Annotated in this window: 20 protein-coding genes; 8 read left to right on the forward strand and 12 right to left on the reverse strand. The window is 62.9% G+C overall.

Features of this window, described 5'->3' with window-relative positions; translation table 11 throughout:
* Window positions 1-63 precede the first annotated feature (63 nt).
* Both SPH52_RS12310 and SPH52_RS12315 read right to left on the reverse strand, forming a co-directional pair.
* On the reverse strand, window positions 64-957 hold the full coding sequence (locus tag SPH52_RS12310) for a ribose-phosphate diphosphokinase (protein WP_411795304.1): 894 nt from the start codon (window positions 955-957) through the stop codon (window positions 64-66).
* On the reverse strand, window positions 957-2,549 hold the full coding sequence (locus SPH52_RS12315; RefSeq protein WP_411795305.1) for a thymidine phosphorylase family protein: 1,593 nt from the start codon (window positions 2,547-2,549) through the stop codon (window positions 957-959). The genes SPH52_RS12310 and SPH52_RS12315 overlap by 1 nt, the downstream gene beginning before the upstream one ends.
* Before the next feature lie 203 nt (window positions 2,550-2,752).
* Here SPH52_RS12315 and SPH52_RS12320 point away from each other — a divergent pair, with 203 nt between their 5' ends.
* Window positions 2,753-3,697, forward strand: a complete 945-nt coding sequence (locus SPH52_RS12320; RefSeq protein WP_411795306.1) for a 2-dehydropantoate 2-reductase — start codon at window positions 2,753-2,755, stop codon at window positions 3,695-3,697.
* 105 nt (window positions 3,698-3,802) lie between these two features.
* The gene (locus SPH52_RS12325) at window positions 3,803-4,570 is read left to right on the forward strand and encodes a class I SAM-dependent methyltransferase (RefSeq protein ID WP_411795307.1); all 768 of its coding nucleotides are present in this window, start codon (window positions 3,803-3,805) and stop codon (window positions 4,568-4,570) included.
* A gap of 84 nt (window positions 4,571-4,654) precedes the next feature.
* Here the strand turns inward: SPH52_RS12325 and thpD are convergent, their stop codons facing one another.
* Entirely contained in the window at window positions 4,655-5,566 is a 912-nt protein-coding gene (gene thpD, locus SPH52_RS12330) for an ectoine hydroxylase (RefSeq protein ID WP_411795308.1), read from the reverse strand.
* 268 nt (window positions 5,567-5,834) lie between these two features.
* Window positions 5,835-6,311 (reverse strand): YbhB/YbcL family Raf kinase inhibitor-like protein, encoded by a 477-nt coding sequence (locus tag SPH52_RS12335; RefSeq protein WP_411795309.1) that lies wholly within the window; start codon window positions 6,309-6,311, stop codon window positions 5,835-5,837.
* Between the two features lie 75 nt (window positions 6,312-6,386).
* Between SPH52_RS12335 and SPH52_RS12340 the strand changes: the two genes are divergently transcribed.
* Window positions 6,387-6,848: a flavodoxin family protein gene (locus tag SPH52_RS12340; RefSeq protein WP_411795310.1), complete on the forward strand. Its 462-nt coding sequence runs from the start codon at window positions 6,387-6,389 to the stop codon at window positions 6,846-6,848.
* 46 nt (window positions 6,849-6,894) lie between these two features.
* On the opposite strand, the gene SPH52_RS12345 is transcribed toward SPH52_RS12340, so the two are convergent.
* From SPH52_RS12345 to fadB, 3 genes are all read right to left on the reverse strand, one after another.
* Window positions 6,895-7,080 (reverse strand): CCGSCS motif protein, encoded by a 186-nt coding sequence (locus tag SPH52_RS12345; RefSeq protein ID WP_411795311.1) that lies wholly within the window; start codon window positions 7,078-7,080, stop codon window positions 6,895-6,897.
* A gap of 140 nt (window positions 7,081-7,220) precedes the next feature.
* Entirely contained in the window at window positions 7,221-8,399 is a 1,179-nt protein-coding gene (gene fadA, locus SPH52_RS12350) for an acetyl-CoA C-acyltransferase FadA (protein ID WP_411795312.1), read from the reverse strand.
* A gap of 28 nt (window positions 8,400-8,427) precedes the next feature.
* On the reverse strand, window positions 8,428-10,605 hold the full coding sequence (gene fadB / locus SPH52_RS12355) for a fatty acid oxidation complex subunit alpha FadB (protein WP_411795313.1): 2,178 nt from the start codon (window positions 10,603-10,605) through the stop codon (window positions 8,428-8,430).
* Between the two features lie 357 nt (window positions 10,606-10,962).
* On the opposite strand from fadB, the gene slyA reads away from it, so the two are divergent.
* Window positions 10,963-11,406: a transcriptional regulator SlyA gene (slyA, locus tag SPH52_RS12360; RefSeq protein WP_411795314.1), complete on the forward strand. Its 444-nt coding sequence runs from the start codon at window positions 10,963-10,965 to the stop codon at window positions 11,404-11,406.
* A gap of 5 nt (window positions 11,407-11,411) precedes the next feature.
* Here the strand turns inward: slyA and SPH52_RS12365 are convergent, their stop codons facing one another.
* Window positions 11,412-11,948, reverse strand: a complete 537-nt coding sequence (locus tag SPH52_RS12365; RefSeq protein WP_411795315.1) for a preprotein translocase subunit YajC — start codon at window positions 11,946-11,948, stop codon at window positions 11,412-11,414.
* Window positions 11,949-12,048: 100 nt separating this feature from the next.
* Here SPH52_RS12365 and SPH52_RS12370 point away from each other — a divergent pair, with 100 nt between their 5' ends.
* Window positions 12,049-12,501 carry a universal stress protein gene (locus tag SPH52_RS12370; protein ID WP_411795316.1) on the forward strand — a complete coding sequence of 151 codons (453 nt, stop codon included), beginning with the start codon at window positions 12,049-12,051 and terminating at the stop codon, window positions 12,499-12,501.
* A 108-nt stretch (window positions 12,502-12,609) separates the two neighbouring features.
* On the opposite strand, the gene SPH52_RS12375 is transcribed toward SPH52_RS12370, so the two are convergent.
* Complete coding sequence (locus tag SPH52_RS12375; RefSeq protein WP_411795317.1) at window positions 12,610-14,532, reverse strand: ATP-binding cassette domain-containing protein; 1,923 nt, start codon at window positions 14,530-14,532, stop codon at window positions 12,610-12,612.
* Window positions 14,533-14,632: 100 nt separating this feature from the next.
* On the opposite strand from SPH52_RS12375, the gene SPH52_RS12380 reads away from it, so the two are divergent.
* A complete protein-coding gene (locus SPH52_RS12380; protein ID WP_411795318.1) occupies window positions 14,633-15,526 on the forward strand; it encodes a TatD family hydrolase in 894 nt (297 codons plus the stop codon).
* Window position 15,527: 1 nt separating this feature from the next.
* Window positions 15,528-16,004 carry a hypothetical protein gene (locus SPH52_RS12385; protein ID WP_411795320.1) on the forward strand — a complete coding sequence of 159 codons (477 nt, stop codon included), beginning with the start codon at window positions 15,528-15,530 and terminating at the stop codon, window positions 16,002-16,004.
* Here SPH52_RS12385 and SPH52_RS12390 read toward each other — a convergent pair.
* A complete protein-coding gene (locus SPH52_RS12390) occupies window positions 15,990-17,084 on the reverse strand; it encodes an ACP S-malonyltransferase (protein ID WP_411795321.1) in 1,095 nt (364 codons plus the stop codon). The two genes, SPH52_RS12385 and SPH52_RS12390, sit on opposite strands and share 15 nt — an antisense overlap.
* A complete protein-coding gene (locus tag SPH52_RS12395) occupies window positions 17,081-19,306 on the reverse strand; it encodes a thiamine pyrophosphate-dependent enzyme (RefSeq protein ID WP_411795322.1) in 2,226 nt (741 codons plus the stop codon). Before SPH52_RS12395 ends, SPH52_RS12390 begins: the two co-directional genes overlap by 4 nt.
* A gap of 101 nt (window positions 19,307-19,407) precedes the next feature.
* Between SPH52_RS12395 and SPH52_RS12400 the strand changes: the two genes are divergently transcribed.
* Window positions 19,408-20,343: a LysR family transcriptional regulator gene (locus SPH52_RS12400; RefSeq protein WP_411795323.1), complete on the forward strand. Its 936-nt coding sequence runs from the start codon at window positions 19,408-19,410 to the stop codon at window positions 20,341-20,343.
* On the opposite strand, the gene SPH52_RS12405 is transcribed toward SPH52_RS12400, so the two are convergent.
* Window positions 20,301-20,885: an elongation factor P hydroxylase gene (locus SPH52_RS12405; protein WP_411795325.1), complete on the reverse strand. Its 585-nt coding sequence runs from the start codon at window positions 20,883-20,885 to the stop codon at window positions 20,301-20,303. The genes SPH52_RS12400 and SPH52_RS12405 overlap by 43 nt on opposite strands.
* Window positions 20,886-20,999: the final 114 nt, after the last annotated feature.

Here is a 20,999-nt window from a genome sequence, read left to right on the forward strand (position 1 = left end):
AACGCAATGGCGTCCTCACCCTCGCTCAGCCTTCCCACATCGGTCTTTCGCTAGGCTGCGGCCTCAGCCCTCGCTCATGATCCCAGCCAGTGCCTTGGCCAGCACCGGTGCCATGAATACGGTATTGCTCTCATGGCCGACGGTGTCGGTACTCCATATCTCCCCCACTCCGGCCTGGCGAATGACACCAAGGGCATCGCCGGCAAACAGAGCGTGTGTCACCGCCACATCCACGCTGTCTGCCCCAGCGGCCAGCACTCGCTCCGCGGCCTGGGCCAGGGTGCGACCGGAACTGGCTATATCGTCCAAAAGCACCACCCGTCGGCCAGTAATGACGAGATCGGGCAGCGTAATTTCTACGTCGCAATCCCCGTGACGCTTCTTGATGCATGTGCCGTACTCCAGCGCCGCTGTTCGGGCCGCACTCTCAACCCACTGCCGCGACTCGGCGTCGGGCCCCAACAGCAGGGCATCGCGTCGCCTCTCGGCGATCGCCATAGCCAACTGCGGGGCCCCGGAAAGGGTGATGGCATGGCGCACGGGCACAGCCTGTTCGAGGCTCTCGATTCGGTGCAGGTGCGGATCTACGGTAATGACACTATCGAACAGCTCGGCGAGAAAGCCGCCGACCAGCCGCTGGCTGACCAGCTCACCCGGGCTGAAGGCGATGTCCTGGCGCATATAGGCCAGGTAGGGAGCTACCAGCACCAGACGCCCTACGCCTTGCTCACGAGCATGGCGCGCCAGCAGCATCAGCTCGACCAGCTTGTCGTTGGGACGATCCAGGCTACGATAGATCACCAGGCAGCCGGGCAACGCCATGTCTGGCAGGCGAAGACGGAGCTCCTCATCAGGGAAACGGTGGCATGCGATTCGATGCGCCTCGATGGCCGCCGCCGAAGCCAGGCGCCTCGCGGGAAGGGACTCCTCGTCGAAATAGAGCAGGATGGCGTGCATCAGAACTCCACGTTCAAGCGATTGATCTGTTCATGCTGACCGATACTGTAGCCGCTATCCCGCTCGCTACACTGGTGGGCAAAGCCACGCTCGCTACGGAAAGCGGCATGAACCCGGTAAAGTGGCTGGCCCTGCGCGACCTGATCGCCGATCTGGGCCAGCAGGTCGATGCCAGCCCCCTTGGCCTTGGGCGCACCGGCCAGACGCGCGACCTGCGCCAGCCGCAAGTTGTCGATGGCAATGACGACACCCGCCTGAGGCGCGACCACCTCGAACTGGTGCGGTGCCAGCTCGGGGTTGTCGAGGTCGAAGGGCTTCTCCCCTTGAGCGCGGATGATCGCCTGCATCTTTTCCAGGGCACGGCCGGAGTCGAGGATGTCGCGAGCGATGTCGAAGCCGTCGCCGCCGCGGATATCGGGGTCGAATTCGAGCATACGTCCCGCCAGACGCAGCGATTTTTGGCGCAGATCCATGGGCGCGTGTGGATGGTTGGTGAGTACTCGCATTACGTCGCGTGCTTCCAGAACGGGGCCGATACCGCGTCCGACTGGCTGGCTGCCATCAGTGATCACTACGTCCAGCATCAATCCCATACGGCCGGCCACGAATTCGAACAGCTTGCGCAGTCGGCGCGCCTCAGGCATTGATTTGACCTTGGCATGGGGTCCGACGGGAATGTCGAGCAGCAGGTGTGTCGAGCCAGCCGCCAACTTCTTGGACAGGATGGAAGCCACCATCTGTCCCGGTGAGTCGATCGAGAGCGGTCTTTCTACCGCAATCAATACGTCATCGGCCGGCGAGAGTTCGCTGGTGCCGCCCCAGGCCACACAGCCACGGTGAGTACGCACCAACTCACCCAACTCCTCAAAGGGCACTTCCACCTTGGCCAGTACCTCCATGGTATCGGCGGTTCCCGAAGGGGAAGTGATCGCTCGCGACGAGGTCTTGGGACACAGCAGGCCATGGGCCGCCACGATGGGGACCACCAACATGGAGGTGCGGTTGCCGGGAATCCCACCGATGCAGTGCTTGTCGACCACCGGATGTTCGTGCCAGTCGAGCCGTCGCCCCACCCGCCCCATGGCATCACTGAGATAGAAGACCTCCTCGCGGTCGAGCTCGCCTAGCTCACACGCCACCACGAAGGCCGTGAGTTCGATCTTCGAATAGCGCAGCTCGGCGATGTCCTGAACGATCTCACGGAAGTCTTGGCGCGAAAGCCGCTCACCGGCAATTTTTCGACGCAGGGCCGGGATCGACGATGGCGGCTCTGCTTGCGACACGCTGACAGGCTGCCCCTCTGCCACACCGAGCAGGGCGAAGGCATCCTCAGAAAGGCCAAGCTGGGTATGACCGACGATGGCGACATCATCCACTACGTTCAGGGTCGCCAGAATGCGCTGGCCGTTGGCCCGCACCTCCACCTTGGAAAGAGCCTGGAATCCCTCGGCCCGATATAGATCGCACTCCCGGTGCAGATAGGCAACGTTCTCGCGATAGGTATCAATGGCCACACGGCACAGTGCCAAGGGCAGGCCCGCCTCTTCGATGATTTCCTCGTCGGTCGTAGAGCGGTGTCCAGGGTTGTGCATGTAGTAGACCGTATACGCAGGGTCGATGAGTATCAGTCTGCCCCATTTCCTGCCACTTGGGCAGCGCAACGGCAAGCCAGCATGACCCAGGGCAAGCCTGCCGGGCTTCGTCGGCACAGGCAGCCCAGCAAAGCGCGGGGACACACGAATACTGTCTTAGCCGCTATGCTCCGAGAAACGAGAGAGAATTGACAGGAGGCAATATGAAGTTCGCCATCATGGGTAGCGGCGGGGTCGGCGGTTACTTCGGTGCCCGCCTGGCCGAAGCCGGCGAAGACGTCACCTTCATTGCCCGTGGCGAGCATCTGGCCGCCATGCAGCGCCATGGACTGTGCGTGCATAGCATCAAAGGCGATGTCGTGCTGGACAGCGTCAAGGCCGCGGATGATCCTGCCAGCATAGGTGAAGTGGATTGCGTGATCGTGGCCGTCAAGGCATGGCAGGTACGCGAAGCCGCCGAGTCGATTCGGCCGCTGGTCGGTCCCGACACACTGGTGCTGCCGCTGGAGAACGGCGTCGAGGCCGCCGACATCCTGGCCGAGGTGCTGGGTGACGCTCCTGTACTGGAAGGCCTGTGCGGCATCCTGGCCTGGCGAGAAGCACCGGGGCAGATTCGCCATGCGGGCGTGGACCCGTTCGTCCGGTTCGGCGAACGTGACAACCATAGCAGTGCCCGCACGGCACGGCTCAAGGCCGTTTTCGACAAGGCGCATGGCGTCAACGCCGAGATTCCCGATGACATTCGCGTCGCCCAGTGGAGCAAGTTCCTGTTCATCTGCGCCATGAGCGGTATTGGCAGCATTAGCCGGGCTCCCATCGGAGTCACACGCCAACTGCCCGAAACCCGAGCCCTGATCCAGGCCATGCTCGATGAGATCGACCAGGTAGCCCGTGGTCATGGCGTCGCCTTTCCCCCTGATGCCGTTGCCCGCGCCATGCAGTTCATCGATGCCATGCCGGCCGAGAGCACCTCCTCCATGCAGCGCAACATCATGGCCGGCGAGCCTTCCGAGCTGGAATCGCAGAACGGCGCCGTGGTGCGCCTGGGCCGCGCGGTGGGTGTGGCAACACCAGTTCACGCCATGATTCATGCCGCTCTGCTGCCTCAGGAGCTGGCAGCCCGAGGGGAAGTGCCGGCTGCCGAATGACAGCCCTTGTCCGTTGACTCTCTACAGGCGATGTCAAGGCTCGGATTGGAGTATTCTTAATGAACGAGACATGAAGCGACATACCCGTCCTGCTGGAGCACTACCATGACCGACGCCCCTCATAATGCCCCGGGCCAGCACTGGAACGCCGCCGCCTATGCCCATAACGCCGACTTCGTCGCCGAACTGGGCGATGCCGTAGTCAGGTTGCTTGCCCCTCAACCAGGGGAGCGCATCCTCGACCTGGGCTGTGGTGACGGTAACCTGACCGAAGTGCTGGCGAAATCCGGTGCCACCATCGTCGGTGTCGATGCCGCCGTCGACATGGTCGAGGCCGCTCGGGCGCGGGGACTCGACGCTCGTGTTCTGGATGCACATAACCTGCCTTTCGAGCACGAGTTCGATGCGGTGTTCAGCAATGCTGCCCTGCATTGGATGCTCAACCACCAAGCCGTGGTAGCCAGTATTCATCGCTCGCTGAAGCCGGGCGGGCGTTTCGTCGCCGAGTTCGGCGGTCACGGCAATGTTGCGGCGATCTGTACCGCCTTGCTGGCAGCACTACAGGCACGGGGCATCAGTGGCAAAGCCCGCTTCCCATGGTTCTTCCCCACTGCCGAGGAGTATCGGGAGTGTCTGGAAACGGCTGGATTCACCATCGAATCCATCGAATTGATCCCACGTCCTACGCGCCTGCCAACAGGCATGACCGGCTGGCTAGCCACCTTTGCCGCCCCCTTCCTGCATGGCCTGGACGAAGACTTGCGCGAGGCAGTACTGGATGACGTCTTGTCCTTGCTGACACCCAGCCTGCACGACAGCCATGGCAACTGGACAGCTGATTATGTCCGCTTGCGCGTGAAAGCACACCGCTGAGGCGTCAGCCCTGGCTTCGCCGGGCTGACACACTTCCATGTCGTGGCGCCGCCAAGCCGCCGCTAGCACGGGCCTGGCTGCACATCATCCGACTGCTTCCAATGGATTCCAGTCCGTGCGATTGGCCAGGAACTCGGGGCGCGGACGATTGCCGCAAAAGGGATTCAGCAGGCCGTTCTCGACGCTGTTGTAGACGAAAAAGAGGTTGCTGCGCGGCCAGCAGGACATGTTCATGTTGGAACCGTGCATGGTATTGCACTCGAACATCACCAAAGTGCCTGCAGGTCCCTTCGGCGCCTCGATCTCGCCCTTTAGCATCAGTTCGCGCAGGCTGGCATTGTCGGGGACACCCACATCCTGGCTCTTGAGGGACTCCTTGTAGTTGTCCGTCGGCGTACGCCCCACGCAAGGGACGAACTGCTTGTGGGAGCCCGGAATCAACATCAGCGGTCCATTGAACTCGCCGTTGTCGGTGAGAACGATGGAGCAGCTCAGCGAGCGCATACGCGGCATACCATCTTCGCTGTGCCAGGTCTCGAAGTCCGAGTGCCAATCGAAGCCCTTGCCCTTGAAGCCGGGCTTGTAGTTGATGCGTGACTGGTGAATGTACACGCCCTTGCCAAGCAACTGCTCGACCATCGCCAGCAGTCGCGGGTCCCGCGTCAATCGGCTGAAACGCTCGGAAACCTCATGTATCCCAAAGATCGAGCGAATCTCTTGTCGGCCAGGTTCGAGGATGGTGCCCTCGGACAGCTTCAGGTCCTCATCCTCCTCGTAGTCATGCAGCTCCTCGATGAAGGCCTGCATCTCGTCACGGTCGAAGAACCCCTCGAACGACAGGAACCCCTTCTCCTCGTATTCGCTAACCTGCTCCTCGCTCAGCGGACCTCCGCTGCGCTCTCCCCGCTCGGTAAAGACCACCGGGTCGATACGCTCGAACATGCCCAGCTTGCGCTCCAATCGCGTTGGAAACAGATCCTGCACGTCGTTTTTCATCGCATGCTCCTCCTTGATCTAAGCGAAACGCCAGTTATCCAAACTGGTAATGATCCAACCTAGACCCGGAAAGGTTTGCATGCAAAGCGAGTTTGTATCCGCCTATTGCGCAAGGAAAATTGGACGTAAGCGCACAACGGCCACCAGACGGTGCACTCGAGGCACCGCTCGCAACTAAATATGGAGATCAAGCACGGAAACATTGTCTCCGTGCTGGAACAGCGGTGGAATATCGCCGCCCACCCGACCGTCATGAACAGCGGGTGGATCAGCCGCGCCGGTAAGTGCCGATCAGGCGGTTCATGCCCAGCAAGTGAGGCTCGAGCTGTTTGAGCAGTTCACTCAAGCCGAGCCCCTCAGGCAACTCAGTCGGTTTGTCCAACGCCAGCACCCAGAAGTAATAGTGATGCACACCGTGGCCCTCCGGCGGCATCGGGCCAGCGTAGCCGACCTTGCCGAAGTCGTTGTTGCCGCGCGAGCCATCACCCGCGCCTTCGGCCAGCGAGGTGGTGGAAGCTGGCAGGTTGTAGAGCAGCCAGTGGACGAAACCATAGCTGCCGTGCTGGACCAAGGGCGCATCCGGATCATGACAGATGACCGCATAGCCCTCGGTACCCTCGGGGGCGCCGCTCCAGCTCAGCGGCGGTGAGAGATCATCGCCCTCGCCGGTATGCCGAGTGGGGATGGCGCCATGCGCCTCGAAGGCCGAGCTTTTCACCTGCATGGTCGAAAGTGCAAAGGCCATGTGCGTGATTCCTCCGGTTGGGTGAAACGGGAAGGTGTCGAAACAGCGTCGGAAAAAGCCGTTAGACTGTCAAACATGAAGCGATTGCTGATCGTGGCCCATGCGCCCTCACCCAATACTCTCAGACTGCGGAATGCCGCCGAACGCGGCGCCATGCATGACGATATCGACGCGATCGAGGTCAGCGTGAAGGCACCGCTGGATGCAGGCCCCGAAGACGTGCTGGCCTGCGACGCCATCCTGCTTGGAACCACCGAGAACCTGGGCTACATGAGCGGTGCGTTGAAGGATTTCTTCGACCGTAGCTATTACCCCGTGCTGGAAGAAAAACAGGGCCTGCCCTGTGCGCTCTACGTGCGAGCAGGCCATGACGGCACAGGTACACGCAGGGCTGTTGAAGGCATCGTTACGGGACTGCGCTGGCGCTGGGCGCAGGAGCCACTGGTCCTGCGTGGCGAATGGCAAGAGGGATTCATCGAGCAGGTAGAGGAGCTGGGGCTCTATCTGGCAGCGGGGCTCGAAGCGGGAGTGCTGTAGGACATGCCCGAAGGGACATGTCCGTTGCTTACCGCTCTCACAAGACTCAGTTGCTGCACGACCCGCAGCAGACTCCTGGCTCTCCGTGCTTTTTCTTCTTTGCGGCGTCGGCGCTGGCAGGCTCGCCTGGGCTGACGTCCGCAGCCGCTGATGTCGACGCTCCCGGCTCGAATGTCTGTACGGCTTGTTTGTCTTCCGCCTTGTCTCTCTTGAACAGATGCTTGAGCCCCATGGTAGCCCCCTCGCAGTGGATTTAATAAGATGCAAAACAAATACATCTTATTGTTCGACGATCCGGGCGTCAACGCAGCAAACAAAACGGCCCCGCCCGAAAGGGCGGGGCCGTTGGCCAAGCAGGGGCCTGCTTCAGGCTTACTTCAAGCGCTCGAAGACCGTTGCCACACCCTGCCCCATGCCGATACACATGGTGGCGAGCCCCAGGGTGGTGTCCTGCTGACGCATCACGTTGAGCAGCGTGGTGCAGATACGCGACCCGGAGCAGCCCAGCGGGTGGCCCAGGGCGATAGCCCCGCCGTTGAGGTTGACCTTCTCGTCCATGGCGTCGAGGAAACCCAGATCCTTGAGCACCGGGATCGCCTGAGCGGCGAAGGCTTCGTTGAGCTCGACGGTCTGGATGTCCTGAGACGACAGCCCGGCAGCCTTGAGCGCTTTTTTCGAGGCCGGCACCGGACCGTAGCCCATGATCGAAGCGTCGCAGCCCGCCACGCCGGTGGAGAGCACCTTGGCAATGGGCTCGAGCCCCAAGGCGCGTGCCCGCTCGTAGCTCATCACCGCCATGGCGGAAGCGCCAACGGAGAGCGCCGAGGAGGTGCCTGCCGTCACCGTGCCGCTACGCGGGTCGAATACCGGCTTGAGCTTGGCCATGTCCTCCAGGCTGGCGCCGACACGAATCACCTCGTCATGCTTGACCAACTTGCGGAAGCCCCGCTCATCGTGGCCTTCGACTCCGATGATTTCATTATCGAAGTAGCCTTGATCGCTGGCCGCAGCGGCGCGCTGGTGCGAACGCACGCCGAACTTGTCCTGGTCCTCGCGGGTGACACCGTGCATTTTGCCCAGCAGTTCGGCAGTCAGGCCCATCATCATGGCAGCCTTGGCGGCATACTTGCTGGCAGCGGGATTGACGTCGACCCCATGAGCCATGGGCACATGCTCCATGTGCTCGACACCACCGATGACGTAGAAGTCCCCCATACCCGCCTTGATGTTGGCCGCGGCGATATGCAGTGCCGTCATCGAGGACCCACACAGACGGTTGACCGTCTGGGCCGGCACCGTACGCGGAATACCGGTCATGATCGCTGCATTGCGCGCAATGTTCATCGACTGCTCGAGGGTCTGGTTGACGCAGCCCCAGATGATGTCGTCGACTTCGGCCGGGTCGAGACCGGCATTGCGATCGAACAGTGCCTGCATCACCGCGGCGGAGAGGTTCTCGGCTCGCACGTTGCGGAAAGCGCCGTTCTTGGCCTTGGCCATGGCAGTACGCACGCCGTCGACCACCACGATGTCTCTCGGATTCAAACTCATATCAACTCACCTCCTGCTCGTGGTGGATTCAGCTCTGGGCCTGGGTGGAATAGAAACGCTCGCCGGCTTCTGCCATCTTGCGCAGCTTGTCGGTAGGCGCGTAGAGCGGGCCAAGCTCCTCGGCCAGGCCTTCGGCCAGCTTGACGAACTCGGCCACACCCATGGCGTCGATGTAGCGCAGTGCACCACCGCGGAACGGCGGGAAGCCGACGCCGTAGATCAGCGCCATGTCGGCCTCGGCCGGGGTCTCGACGATGTTGTCCTCGAGGCAGCGCACCGTCTCCAGACACAGCGGCACCATCATGCGGGCGATGATGTCCTCGTCGGAGAACTCCTTCTCGCTGACGACCACTTGCTTGACCAGCTCATAGGCCTTGTCGTCGCTGACCTTCTTCGGCTTGCCCTTGCGGTCTTCCTCGTAGGCGTAAAAGCCCTTGTCGTTCTTCTGGCCCAGGCGCTCGTTCTCGTACATGACCTGGATGGCGGTCTTGGAATCGCGGGCCATGCGGTCGGGGAAGCCCTCGGCCATCACTTCATTGGCGTGTACGGCGGTATCCATGCCCACCACGTCGAGCAAGTAGGCGGGCCCCATGGGCCAGCCGAACTTCTCCATCACCTTGTCGACACGCTGGAAGTCGGCGCCCTGCTCCACCAGCAGGCTGAAGCCGCCGAAATAGGGGAACAGCACGCGGTTGACCAGGAACCCGGGGCAGTCGTTGACCACGATGGGCGTCTTACCCATGGCGCGGGCATAGGCCACGGTGGCTGCCACGGCAGCGTCACCGGTCTTCTCGCCACGGATGACCTCGACCAGCGGCATACGGTGCACCGGGTTGAAGAAGTGCATGCCGCAGAAGTTCTCGGGGCGCTTGAGGTTCTGTGCCAGGCGGGTGATCGAAATGGTCGAGGTATTGGAGGTGAGGATGGTGTCTTCCCCGACCAGACCCTCCACTTCGGTGAGCACCGCGTCCTTGACCTTGGGATTTTCCACCACCGCCTCGACCACCAGGTCGACGTGGCCGAAATCGCCGTAGGAGAGCGTCGGGCGGATCAGGGTCAACTTCTCTGCCATCTGCTCGGTGGTGAGCTTGTTGCGCTCCACCTGCTTGGCGAATAGCTTGCGCGACTCTTTCAGACCCAGCTCGATGGCCTCTTCCTTGATGTCCTTCATCAGGATGGGCGTGCCCTTGGAGGCACTCTGGTAGGCGATACCGCCACCCATGATGCCGGCCCCCAGCACGGCAGTCTGCTTGACCGCGCGGGCCTGCTTCTCGAACTTGCCGGCCTTTTTCTTGACCACCTGGTCGTTCATGAACAGACCGACCAAGTTGAAGGCCACGTCGGTCATGGCCAGCTTGGCGAAGGCCTTGGCTTCGATGGCCTGGGCACGAGTGCGTTCCTCGCCGGCGCCCTTCTGGATCACCTTGATCGCCTCGATCGGCGCCGGATAGTGCGGTCCGGCCTTGCCGGCCACGAAACCCTTGGCGGTCTCGAAGGCCATCATCTGCTCGATGGCATTGAGCTTGAGCGGGCCGGTCTTCTCGGCGCGGCGCGCCTGGTAATCGAGCTCACCGGCATTGGCGCGTGCAATCATGTCGAGTGCCGCCGCCTCGAGCTGGTCGTTCGGTACCACGGCGTCCACTGCCCCGACCTTGAGCGCGGCATCGGCGCGATTCTCGGTGCCGCCGGCGATCCACTCGACAGCATTGTCCGAACCGATCATGCGCGGCAGGCGCACGCAGCCGCCCCAACCAGGCAGAATCCCCAGCTTGGTTTCAGGCAGGCCGATCTTGGCCTTGTCGCCCATCACTCGAAAATCGGTGGTCAGGGTGACTTCGCAGCCGCCACCCAGCGCCAGCCCGTTGATTGCCGTAACTGTGGGAAACGGCAGGTCTTCGATGGCATTGAAGATGTCGTGTACTTTCATCAGCATCGACTCGAGGAACTCCGAGCCCTTGCCGAACATCGTCTGAAATTCGGTGATGTCCGCGCCAACGATGAAGGCGTCCTTGGCGCTGCCGATCACCAGCCCCTTCAGGCCGCTCTCGGCGCGAATCGCCTGGACGGCCTCGTCGAGCTCGGCGACCACGGCGCTGGACAGCTTGTTGATGGATTCACCCTGCAGATCGAAGGTGAGCATGGCGACATCGTCGCCCCCGTTCTTGGTACCGCGGGCCACCGTGATGGCGTTGCCTTGATAGATCATCCACGAATCTCCACACAGAGGTTGGCGTTGGAGGAGTGCCAGATTTCATACGGCCGTTTGATTCTGGGAAGCTTGGTGTACTCCGGCCGACACGTCAAGCCCCAGAAACGCATTGGCGGCAATCGACAGCGGCGCAGGTCGACATCATCCGGCATATGGGTACTGGCTGATAGCCTAGTCCAGGCGAGCCCGGTGTGAGTCTGTTTCAGGCTGGCAAGACACGTTTCCAGGAAAGGAGGGGAACCTATCGATTAGTGCGGTAATCGAAACATCGACAGCAGTTACGTGACGAGACAAGTTGCATTACACGCAAGGGGTCCGGACAATTCGACAAATTCAACGATTAAGCGGAGTCCCATGCATCAGAACATCGGCTTCCGACTGTCCCGTCTGCCTCGCCTGTGGCGTGCCATCATCGATCGGCGCCTCGCCCCATTAGGCCTGACCCAGACGCGCTGGATCACGCTGTATCATCTATGGCGGCTCGGCGATGGACAGCCCCAGTGCGACTTGGCACGAGCGATCGGCGTGGAGGCACCTTCCTTGGTGCGCACACTCGATCAGCTTTCAGAGCAGGGGCTGATCGAACGCTGTCCCTGCGAACAGGACCGGCGCACCAAGCGCGTGTTCTTGACCGAGGCCGCCACGCCCCTGCTCGAGCAGATCGATGAGGTGGTGACCCAGGCAAGGCGAGAGATGCTGGGTGGCCTCAGCGAGGCGGAAATCCATCAGCTCGACACCCTGCTGGAGCACATCGAGAACAACGGCCTGGCGATCCAGTCCAGAGAGAGCGACGGCTGAGCATCTCAGTCTCGCGATATCTCTTGACCGAAGGCAGGCTTGGCCCGGCGATGGTCGGCATGCCCAGCCAGAGCATCGCGCAGCTGGCGAAAGTCCTTGACGTAGGAGAGGAAGCGCTCTGCCGTCTGCGACTCCCACCACCATAAAGTGATGGCAAACTCGTTCGACTCGACGACCAGTGCATCCTGTGGCAGGCGTGTCAGCAAGGCCTCGAGTGGCTCGTTGGCCGCCCCTGGCAAAGGTCGAAGAGGCTCGATCCGCCAACGCCAATCGGCCACGCTGGGCTTGAGCACGTCGCTGGCCTCGCTGGCACGCACCAGCAGGAAGCGTGGCCCCGGGGCGTCGCTCGGGTAGCTCCAACGATAGCCCGGCATGGCGGTGCTGGTCCCATGCAGTGGCGGCTTCTCCAGTACCACCTTGACCCCCGCCTTTGCCGCCGCATTGCGCAGGGGCACGATGCGTCGTTGCCGGGGGCTGGGCTTGAGCCACATCACCGGTGAAACCATCAGCAGCAACGCTGCAAGAATGACTAGCCAGACCATCCGGTTTCTCCTGATTCTTGACGCAAGTCGTTGTCTTGATTCATCAGCCGTCCTAGAGTGAAGGCATACCGATCACATGCCGTTACGCAGGAGCCCTGCCATGAGCAATGAATACCGCCATATCCTGGTCGCCGTCGACCTGACCAAGGACTCCCACAAGGTGCTGGAGCGCGCCTTGCAGATCGCCGAGCGCAACCACGCCAAGCTGTCGATCATGCATACTCTGGAGCCGCTCGGCTTTGCCTATGGTGGCGACATCCCCATGGACCTCACCAGCATCCAGGATCAGTTGGATGAGCATGCCAAGCAGCGTCTGGCCGAAATCGCCAATCCTCACGTGGCCGAGGAGAACCAGCACGTACTGGTTGGCATGCCTGACACCGAGATCCATCGCTTTGCCGCAGAGAATGGCGTCGACCTGATCGTGGTTGGCTCCCATGGCCGGCACGGCTTCGCCCTGCTGCTCGGCTCGACCTCCACCGGCGTGCTGCACGGCGCCCAGTGCGATGTGCTGGCCGTGCGCGTCGGCAAGAAAGGCGAAAGCGCCGAATAAAGGAATCACTGTGTCCGACTGCGCCAGCCCCCACAGGGACGTGGGGAAGCGCTCCCTCTGCGCTTCCTGGCAAGGCCTCGATCTACTTGATCGTCCTCCTGAAGTTGATCACCCCCCCGAAGAAAGGGCTTCCAACTCCATCCACCGCTCCATGGCGGCATCGAGTTCGGCCTGCTTGTCACCCATGGCCTGTAGCGTCTCGGCCACCACTCCCGCTTCCTGCTGATAGAACGCTGGGGCACCGACCCGGGCCTCGAACTCGGCCACCTCGGCTTCCAGCCTTTCGATTTCGGCCGGCAACGCATCGAGTTCACGCTGCAACTTATAGGAGAGTTTGGTGGGCTTTTTCGCTGTCGACGATGCCGGTGCAGTCGCCTTGGCCGACGTTTCCGGTTTGGCAGTCGGTTCCACCTGCTGGCGTGCCGCGCCCTCCCACGGCGCTGGCGGCAGCGTGCCACCCTGCCGCACCCAGTCGCTGTAGCCCCCCACGTACTCGCGCACCACACCATCGCCTTCGAAGGCCAGCACGCCGGTTACCACGTTGTCCATGAAGGCGCGGTCGTGGGAAACCAGCAGCAGGGTACCATCGAAGTCGAGCAGCAGCTCCTCGAGCAGCTCCAGGGTCTCGACGTCGAGGTCGTTGGTCGGCTCGTCGAGCACCAAGACGTTGGCTGGCTGGGTGAAGAGCCGGGCCAGCAGCAGGCGGTTTGACTCACCGCCGGAGAGCGCCTTGACCGGCTGACGCGCCCGCTCCGGTGTGAACAGGAAGTCCTGCAGGTAGCTGATGACGTGCTTGTCCTTGCCCCCCACCGTAACTCGGTCGCTGCCCTGGGCGACGTTGTCGTAGACGCTCTTCTCCGGCTCGAGACCGGCCCGCAGCTGGTCGAAGTAGGCGACCTTGATGTTGGTACCCAAGCGCACCGTGCCTTCGCATGGCTCGAGCTCGCCGAGCAGGATCTTGAGCAGGGTGGTCTTGCCGGCACCGTTGCGTCCGATGAGGCCGATGCGATCGCCGCGCTGAAGCTCCAGGTTAAGATCTTGAATGATGATTTCGTCGCCGAAGCGGTGAGAGACACCGACGAGCTCGACCACGCGCTTGCCGCTGCGCTCGCCTCTGTCCACGCCGAAGCTCGCCCGGCCCTGCACTTCGCGCCGCTGGCTACGCTCGCGACGCAGCTGTTCCAGCGCTCGAACCCGGCCTTCGTTACGGGTGCGACGTGCCTTGATTCCCTGACGAATCCAGGCTTCTTCCTGGGCGAGTTTCTTGTCGAATTCCGCGTTCTCACGCGCTTCGATCTCCAGCTCATGGGCTTTCTGCTGCTGGTACGCTGCGTAATTGCCCGGGTAGCGGCCCAGTCGTCCACGATCGAGTTCGAGAATTGCCGTTGCCAGCTTCGACAAGAAGGCGCGGTCGTGGGTGATGAACAGCACCGCTCCGTTGAAAGCGAGCAGTTGCTCCTCCAGCCAGGCGATGGTGTCGAGATCGAGATGGTTGGTGGGCTCGTCGAGCAACAACAAGTCGGGCTCGGCGACGAGTGCCCGGGCCAGCGCAACGCGCCGGCGCCAGCCACCCGAGAGCGAGCTCATCAGATCGTCGGCAGGCAGCCCGAGACGCGTCAACACGACATCGATACGCTGCTCGAATGACCAGCCGTCGATAGCCTCGAGGCGGCTCTGCAGAGTCGCCATGCGCTTCATGTCGGGCTCGGCTTCCTGCACCAGATGGTGATACTCCGCCAACAGCTCACCGGCCTGTGGCAGCCCTTGTGCCACCACGTCGAAGATGGTCTCTCCAGTGGCGGAGGGCAGATCCTGCTCCAGCACACCGATCTTCAGCCCCGGGGCGCGCCAGATACTGCCGTCGTCGGGCAGGATTTCACCCGCCACCAGCTTGAGCAGGGTCGATTTTCCGGTGCCGTTGCGCCCGACCAGCGCCAGACGCTCTCCTTTCTCCAGCACCAGGTCGGCACCGTTGAGCAGCACATGGTTGCCGTAGGCCAGTTGCAAGCTTTCCAGACGTAGCAGGGTCACACGCTCACCTCTCAATTCATCGAGGCGGCTAGTGTAACGCATGGCTGGCCCGCCGTGGCTTTGGTTACAATGCCCCATGTATCTGCATAGGAGCGCATCCTTGGTCGACCCCGACGTCACTTTCGATGACTTTCTCCCCGAGGCGCTGCAGTTTCGATCGCCCGCCCCGCTGGTGGATATCGGCGCCAACCTGACTCACGACAGCTTCGACCGCGATCTCGAGGCCGTGCTGCGCCGTGCACGGGCAGCCAACGTGACGACCCTGATCGTGACCGGCACCGACCGCGCCCATGCCGAACAGGCAGTGGAGCTGGCCCAGCGCTTGCCGGGCCTGTACGCCACCGCCGGCGTACACCCCCACGATGCCAGCCATTGGGACCCCACCCTGGCCGCGGCCATGCGCAAGCTGCACTCGCGACACGAGATAGTCGCCGTGGGAGAATGCGGCCTCGATTTCAACCGCAACTTCTCTACCCCGGCTAAGCAGGAGTTTGCCTTCGAAGCCCAGCTAGGACTGGCGGTCGAGAGCGGCAAGCCCCTGTTCATCCACGAGCGCGATGCCGGTCGGCGCATGCGCGAGATACTGCGAGCCTGGCGCGACGATATCAGCGATGCCGTCGTTCACTGTTTCACTGCCGACCGCGATACACTGCACGGCTATCTCGACCTGGATCTGCACATCGGATTGACGGGATGGATCTGTGACGAGCGCCGTGGCCATCATCTCCGCGAACTGGTAAGGGAGATTCCTCTCGAGCGCCTGATGGTGGAAACCGATTGCCCGTACCTGCTGCCGCGCGATTTACCTGCCAAACTCAAGGGCAGGCGCAACGAGCCATCGCTGCTGCCGTGGATCGTACGCGAGATTGCTCACTGGCGAGGCAACGACGAGGCAGAATTGGCCCGCGCCACCAGTGACACCGCGAGACGCTTCTTTCGCCTGCCCATGGCAAGCGGAGCTCAAGATATTGGCCGTACCCAACAGGAGTTGTGAAATGGCTGACATACCCGGATTCATCGCCGTCGAGACCGGCGACGACAGCGATCTGCCTCTGGCCATTGCCTGGGTACTGTCCGACGGTCGCATCAAGCACACCTTGATCCAGCCCGACGACGACTGGCTGGACGAGGAGTTCAACGAGCTCAACGGCTATAGCCTGGAAGAGTTGCACAGCTTCGGTGCCAGCCCCCTGGATGTGATCAGGGAACTGGAAAACGACCATTTCAACGCCACCCTGTTCACTGCCGGGGTCAGCGGCGACGAGGCCGCACTGGCACGGCTGTTCGATACTTACGGTATCGACCCCTTCGTCGAACTGGCGCCGGCCGACACCCTCTACCCCAGCCTGTCGGCAGGCGAGTGGAGCCGCGCACGCAACGAGCTGTTCGGCGAGATGGGGCTCGAGCCACTGCGGCCCGAGCACGAGGTGGAAGTGATGCTACGCCTGCATGAGCGCCTAGGCGCTGAGTGACGGCATGGGCTCTCTTGCCAGTAGCCACTCACGCTGCTCGGCAATGCCCATGCAGACCAATCGCGGCTCCTCTGCCTGAAGCCGCTGGAAGGCGGCCTTGTCATCCAAGTCCTTCCAGCCGAGCTGAACCAACGCTTGGGCCGTGGCACCACCTAGCGTGGCCCCGGGACCGGGGATCACGATACGATCCGGCGCAAACTCGCGCACGCCGACCCGAATCGCCGCGGTGAAGTCGTAGGGGGCCACAAGCTGTTCACCCAGGGTGTAGTTCCACAGCCGTTCGGGATCGGTACTCCAAGGGGTCCAGACATGGCCGCGGCCGTCTATCATCGGCACCTCGGGCGCACGCAACGGCAAGCTTGCCAGCTCGCGGCGCGCTGCACGCTTGACTCCCTCCTGCAGCGGCGTATGGAAGGCGGCATGCTGATGCAGCCGCAGCGGGAACCGTTCGCGGGCTGGTAGCAGCTCGGTAAGGCGCGCCAGCCCCGTCTCGTTACCACCGAAGACCAACATGCCACCCAGGTCGATCGAGAGATGCAACTCGGCGCCCTCGCGTCCGTGAGTGCTCTCGATCAGAGCCAGCAGCTCGCGGCGTAACGCCCAGTCGGGCCGCCACCCCTCGTCGACCCAAGGGTAGATGACCTGCCCGCCGGCCAAGCTTTCCTGCATCCTCAGCCCCATGGTACCGATCAAGTGCAGTGCCTCGTCAGGGCCCAGTGCGCCGGCCGCCGCCAAAGCGATGTACCAGCCCATGGAGTTGCCGGTTACCGCCACCACCTCGTAGCGCTCGCGGTCGATGGCCAACAGGTCAGCCCAGGCGCAGGCATAGATCAACGCAGAGGCATGCTCACCGCGGCCATGCAGGCTCTGGCGGAAAGGCGTCTCGCCATCCAGTTCCGTGAGCGTCGGCATGCCGGCCTCATCTCGTAGGGCATCGAAGCGTGCCAGCCACTCGCGGCCGCCCGCCAGACGGTTAAGTGTGCCCCACTCGGCAGCGTTGTAGGTGCCGCGACCGGGACAGACGATCAGCAGACGTTCTCGGGACGCCCCGCCGATGCGATGATTGCGCGCCTGACTCATCCTTCATCACTCCCTGCCGCTGCCTTGATTGCCTTAGCTGCCACTGCGACCGAATTTCTGTCGGGAGTCACCAGGCTCTGCGCTGTTGCAACGATCGTCTCGACCGAGGGCAGCGTCACCGTGGCCGCCCGCCCCAACGGAATGAAGCTGTCCTCGGCGGTCAGCCGATGCAGCCTATCGCTGGGCACCCCGCGCTCCACCAGGGCGGTGATCAGTTCCTCACTGGGCGAGCCGCTGCGCCGACACTCGTCCACCACCAGCACCTGCCCACAGTCGGCGATGAAGCGATGAACTGCGTCATGGTCGATATCGGTCAGCCAGCGCAGGTCGACGATACGCAGCGCGACTCCCTGCGCTTCCAGCCTTGCCGCGGCCTGGCGTGACAGGTAGACGCCGTTGCCATAGGTGACGATGGCGAGATCGCGCCCCTCCCCCCACTGGCCAGGCTCGCCTACCGCCAGGCGGTGCTGCGGCCCAGGATCGGCAAAGCACCACTGCTGGTCGCCCTCCTCGTGCAGGTCGCGGGTGTGGTAGAGCGCGATCGGCTCGATCACCACCACCACCCGCTGCTCCTCGTCGGCCAGGCGCACCGCTTCCTGAATCAGGCCAACGGCATCGGCAGCATTGGAGGGACAAGCCACCAGAAGCCCGGGAATATCGCGTAGCACGGCAATGGCGTTGTCGTTGTGGAAGTGGCCGCCGAAGCCCTTCTGATAGCCGAGCCCGGCAATGCGCACCACCATGGGATTGGTGTACTGGCCGTTGGAGAAGAAGCTGAGCGTGGCCGCTTCACCGCGCAGTTGATCCTCGGCGTTGTGCAGGTAGGCCAGGAACTGGATTTCGAGAATCGGCACCAGGCCGCTCTGCCCCATCCCGATGCCCAGTCCGAGAATGCTCTGCTCGTCCAGCAGGGTGTCGATCACCCGATGAGGGCCGAACTGAGCCTGCAAGCGCTGGGTGACGCCATAGACACCCCCCTTGCGACCGATGTCCTCGCCGGCCATGACCAGGTGCGGGTGGCTCTCCATCAGACGAGTAAGGGATTGGTTCAACAGCTTGGCCATGGTCGACGGCGTTTCGTCGATATCCCCCTGCCAGGAGCGGGCACGACCTGGCCGCGCCGGCGGCACGATACTCGCCATGACCTGTCCCGCGGTTTCCAGTTTGGGCCGACGAATCGCCTCCTCGGCCACGTGCGCCACCCGCTCGGCGATCGAGCGGTAGAGTCGCTCGATGGCCGCGACATCGAGTATGCCATGGCGCAGCAAGAGCCCGGCCGAGACCAGCAGTGGATCTCGCGCCTCGTCGGCCTTGATGCGTGCCGGGGGAAGATAGGCCTGCTGAGCATCGGAGCCGGCGTGGCCAAACAGCCGCACACAGCGCATGTGCAGGAATACCGGCTGCTTGCGGCATCGGGCGATGCGCTCCGCCTCCCGGGCGGCATGCCAGGTGTCGAGCAGGTCAAGGCCATCGCAGGCGAGGTAGTGGAAGCCCGGGCGCGAGCGCACGCTGGCTTCGATCCATCCAGCCGGAGTGGGAGTAGAGATGCCAATGCCGTTGTCCTCGCAGACCATCACCAGCGGCATCGGCGCACCTTGATAAGCGGCCCAGCCGGCGGCGTTGAGCGCCCCTTGGGCGGTGGAGTGGTTGAACGAGGCATCGCCGAAACTGCAGATCACCACGCTGTCGGCGGGCCATTCGCCGCCACCGCCCAGCCGCCGCCACAGGCCCAGGCTGTAGCTCGCCCCCATGGCCTTTGGCAGATGCGAGGCAATGGTGCTGGTCTGGGGGGGAATATTCAGCGTCTTCGAGCCAAGCACCTTGTGCCGTCCACCCGAAATCGGGTCGTCAGCCGAGGCGGCAAAGCTCAGCAGCAGGTCCCACAGCGGCGTCTGCCCCGGCACGCTGCGGCTGCGCTGCAGCAGGAAGGCGGCATCGCGATAGTGCAGAAAGGCGGGGTCGGTGGCACGAAAAGCGCGTGCGATGGCGGCATTGCCCTCGTGGCCCGCGCTGCCGATGGTATAGAAGGCTTCGCCACGGGCCTGCAGGCGCCGGGCATGCAGATCCAGGTGCCGACTCATGAGCTGAGTCTCGAAAAGCTCCGCAAGCCCCGCCGCCGTTAGCTCGACCTCATCAAGCTGCCAATCACGATCGGGCCTTGGCCAGTCACCGCTGCGTAGCGCAGCGTAGAAACGCTGCTCCTGGGGTAGAGGTTCGAGCACTATGCAGGCTCCCAAGGTGGAAAGAGGAATGCTTACAGCCTAGCGCGCCTGACAGGCAAAGCGATAATATCGATATCCTGCCCTAGATATAGGCAAAGCTTATGGATGTGCGAAGCTTGCGCTACTTCATTGCCGCTTATGAAAGCGGCTCGATCAGTGCTGCCGCCCGGCGTTGCCATGTGGCCCAACCTTCCATCTCGACCGCACTGGTGCAGTTGGAGGAGCGACTGGGCACACCGCTGTTCGAGCGCCATCGTCGCGGGATCACGCCGACCGAAGAGGGTGATCGACTCTACCCCCTGGCGCGCCAGGTCAGCGAGGACCTCAACGCCATCAGCCGCCTGTTTCGTACCCCGTCGCCGCCGACCCCGGTTCGCCTGGGGCTGATGCGCTCACTCGGTGCCAATCGCATGACGGCGCTGCTCAAGGAGTACATCGGCCAGGGCGACAATCTGGCGCTAACGCTGGTCAATCCGGAAGAACGCTGCGACGCGCGCATCATCGGCTCGCAGGACCTGGCACAGGGTGAGGCCTTCCAACCGATCTGGCACGACAGCTACCTGCTCGCACTGCCCAACGGGCATCCACTAGTAATCAAGGAAACGCTGCCGCTGGCCGAGCTGGATGGACTGCCCTTCATCTGGCGGCATCCCTGCGCTGCCATGGAACAGCTGGCAGCGGCATTGAGCGATGCCGGCGTACGCTGTCAGGTGCGCGCGCGCCTGCGCACGATTGAATACACTCTGGGGTTGGTCGCGGCCGGGGTCGGCGCCTCCCTGGTGCCCGCCTGGCCGGAGATTCTCGCCCATCCGGACGTGCAGTGCCGCCCGCTTGCGGGGCTCGATATTTGCCAGACCGTGGGAGTGGCTTACCCTTCGCGACAGCCCATGCCGGCCNACGTGCAGTGCCGCCCGCTTGCGGGGCTCGATATTTGCCAGACCGTGGGAGTGGCTTACCCTTCGCGACAGCCCATGCCGGCCTTGCAGCCTCTGCTTCAGCTTGGCAGGCAGGCGTGGGAAGAGGCCGGCATGGCCTGATCCATCGCTTCGAGGCCATGAGCGATGGCGCGCTCGACAGACACACCCTGCTGATAGAGCGCCTTCAGGCCGGCATGGAAGGCTGCCGCCCTGGACGGTAGCCCCTCGCGCTCGTAACGTGCTGCCCGAGCGCTAACACGGGCCTGAAAGGCCTCGCGATCGACATCCACCTCTCCGCCCAGGTTGTCCACGCTGACATGAAAGCGCAGCCCACAGGCCCGAGAGAAGAGCATTTCCAACGCCTGGGGTGCCACTTCAGCCGATTCGAAGCTGCGCTGCTGTTCGGCGCTACGCCCATCCGGGTGATACCAGTAGCCGTAATCCACGAGCAGGCGACGCCGGTCACCGGCGATACACCAATGACTGATTTCATGTAGTGCACTGGCATAGAAGCCCCGCGCAAAGATGACCCGATGCCACGGGCACTCTTCATCGGCAGGTAAATAGAGCGGCTCGTCACCGCCGCGCACCAAGCGAGTATCGAAGCGCTGCTGGAAGAGGCCGTCGAACAGGGCAATCACGTCCTCGAGGCGATGGGTCACGGATTCTCCATGCATGACAGAGTGGTCAGCCAGTATATGTGAGTCGATGACGCAGCGAAATTCAGCAGATGTTGCTAACATATTCCGTTTCCCTGGTGCATAGCCAGGCTCTCG

Origin of the sequence: Halomonas sp. A29 (assembly GCF_046723295.1) — a bacterium.
Taxonomy (GTDB): Bacteria; Pseudomonadota; Gammaproteobacteria; order Pseudomonadales; family Halomonadaceae; genus Halomonas.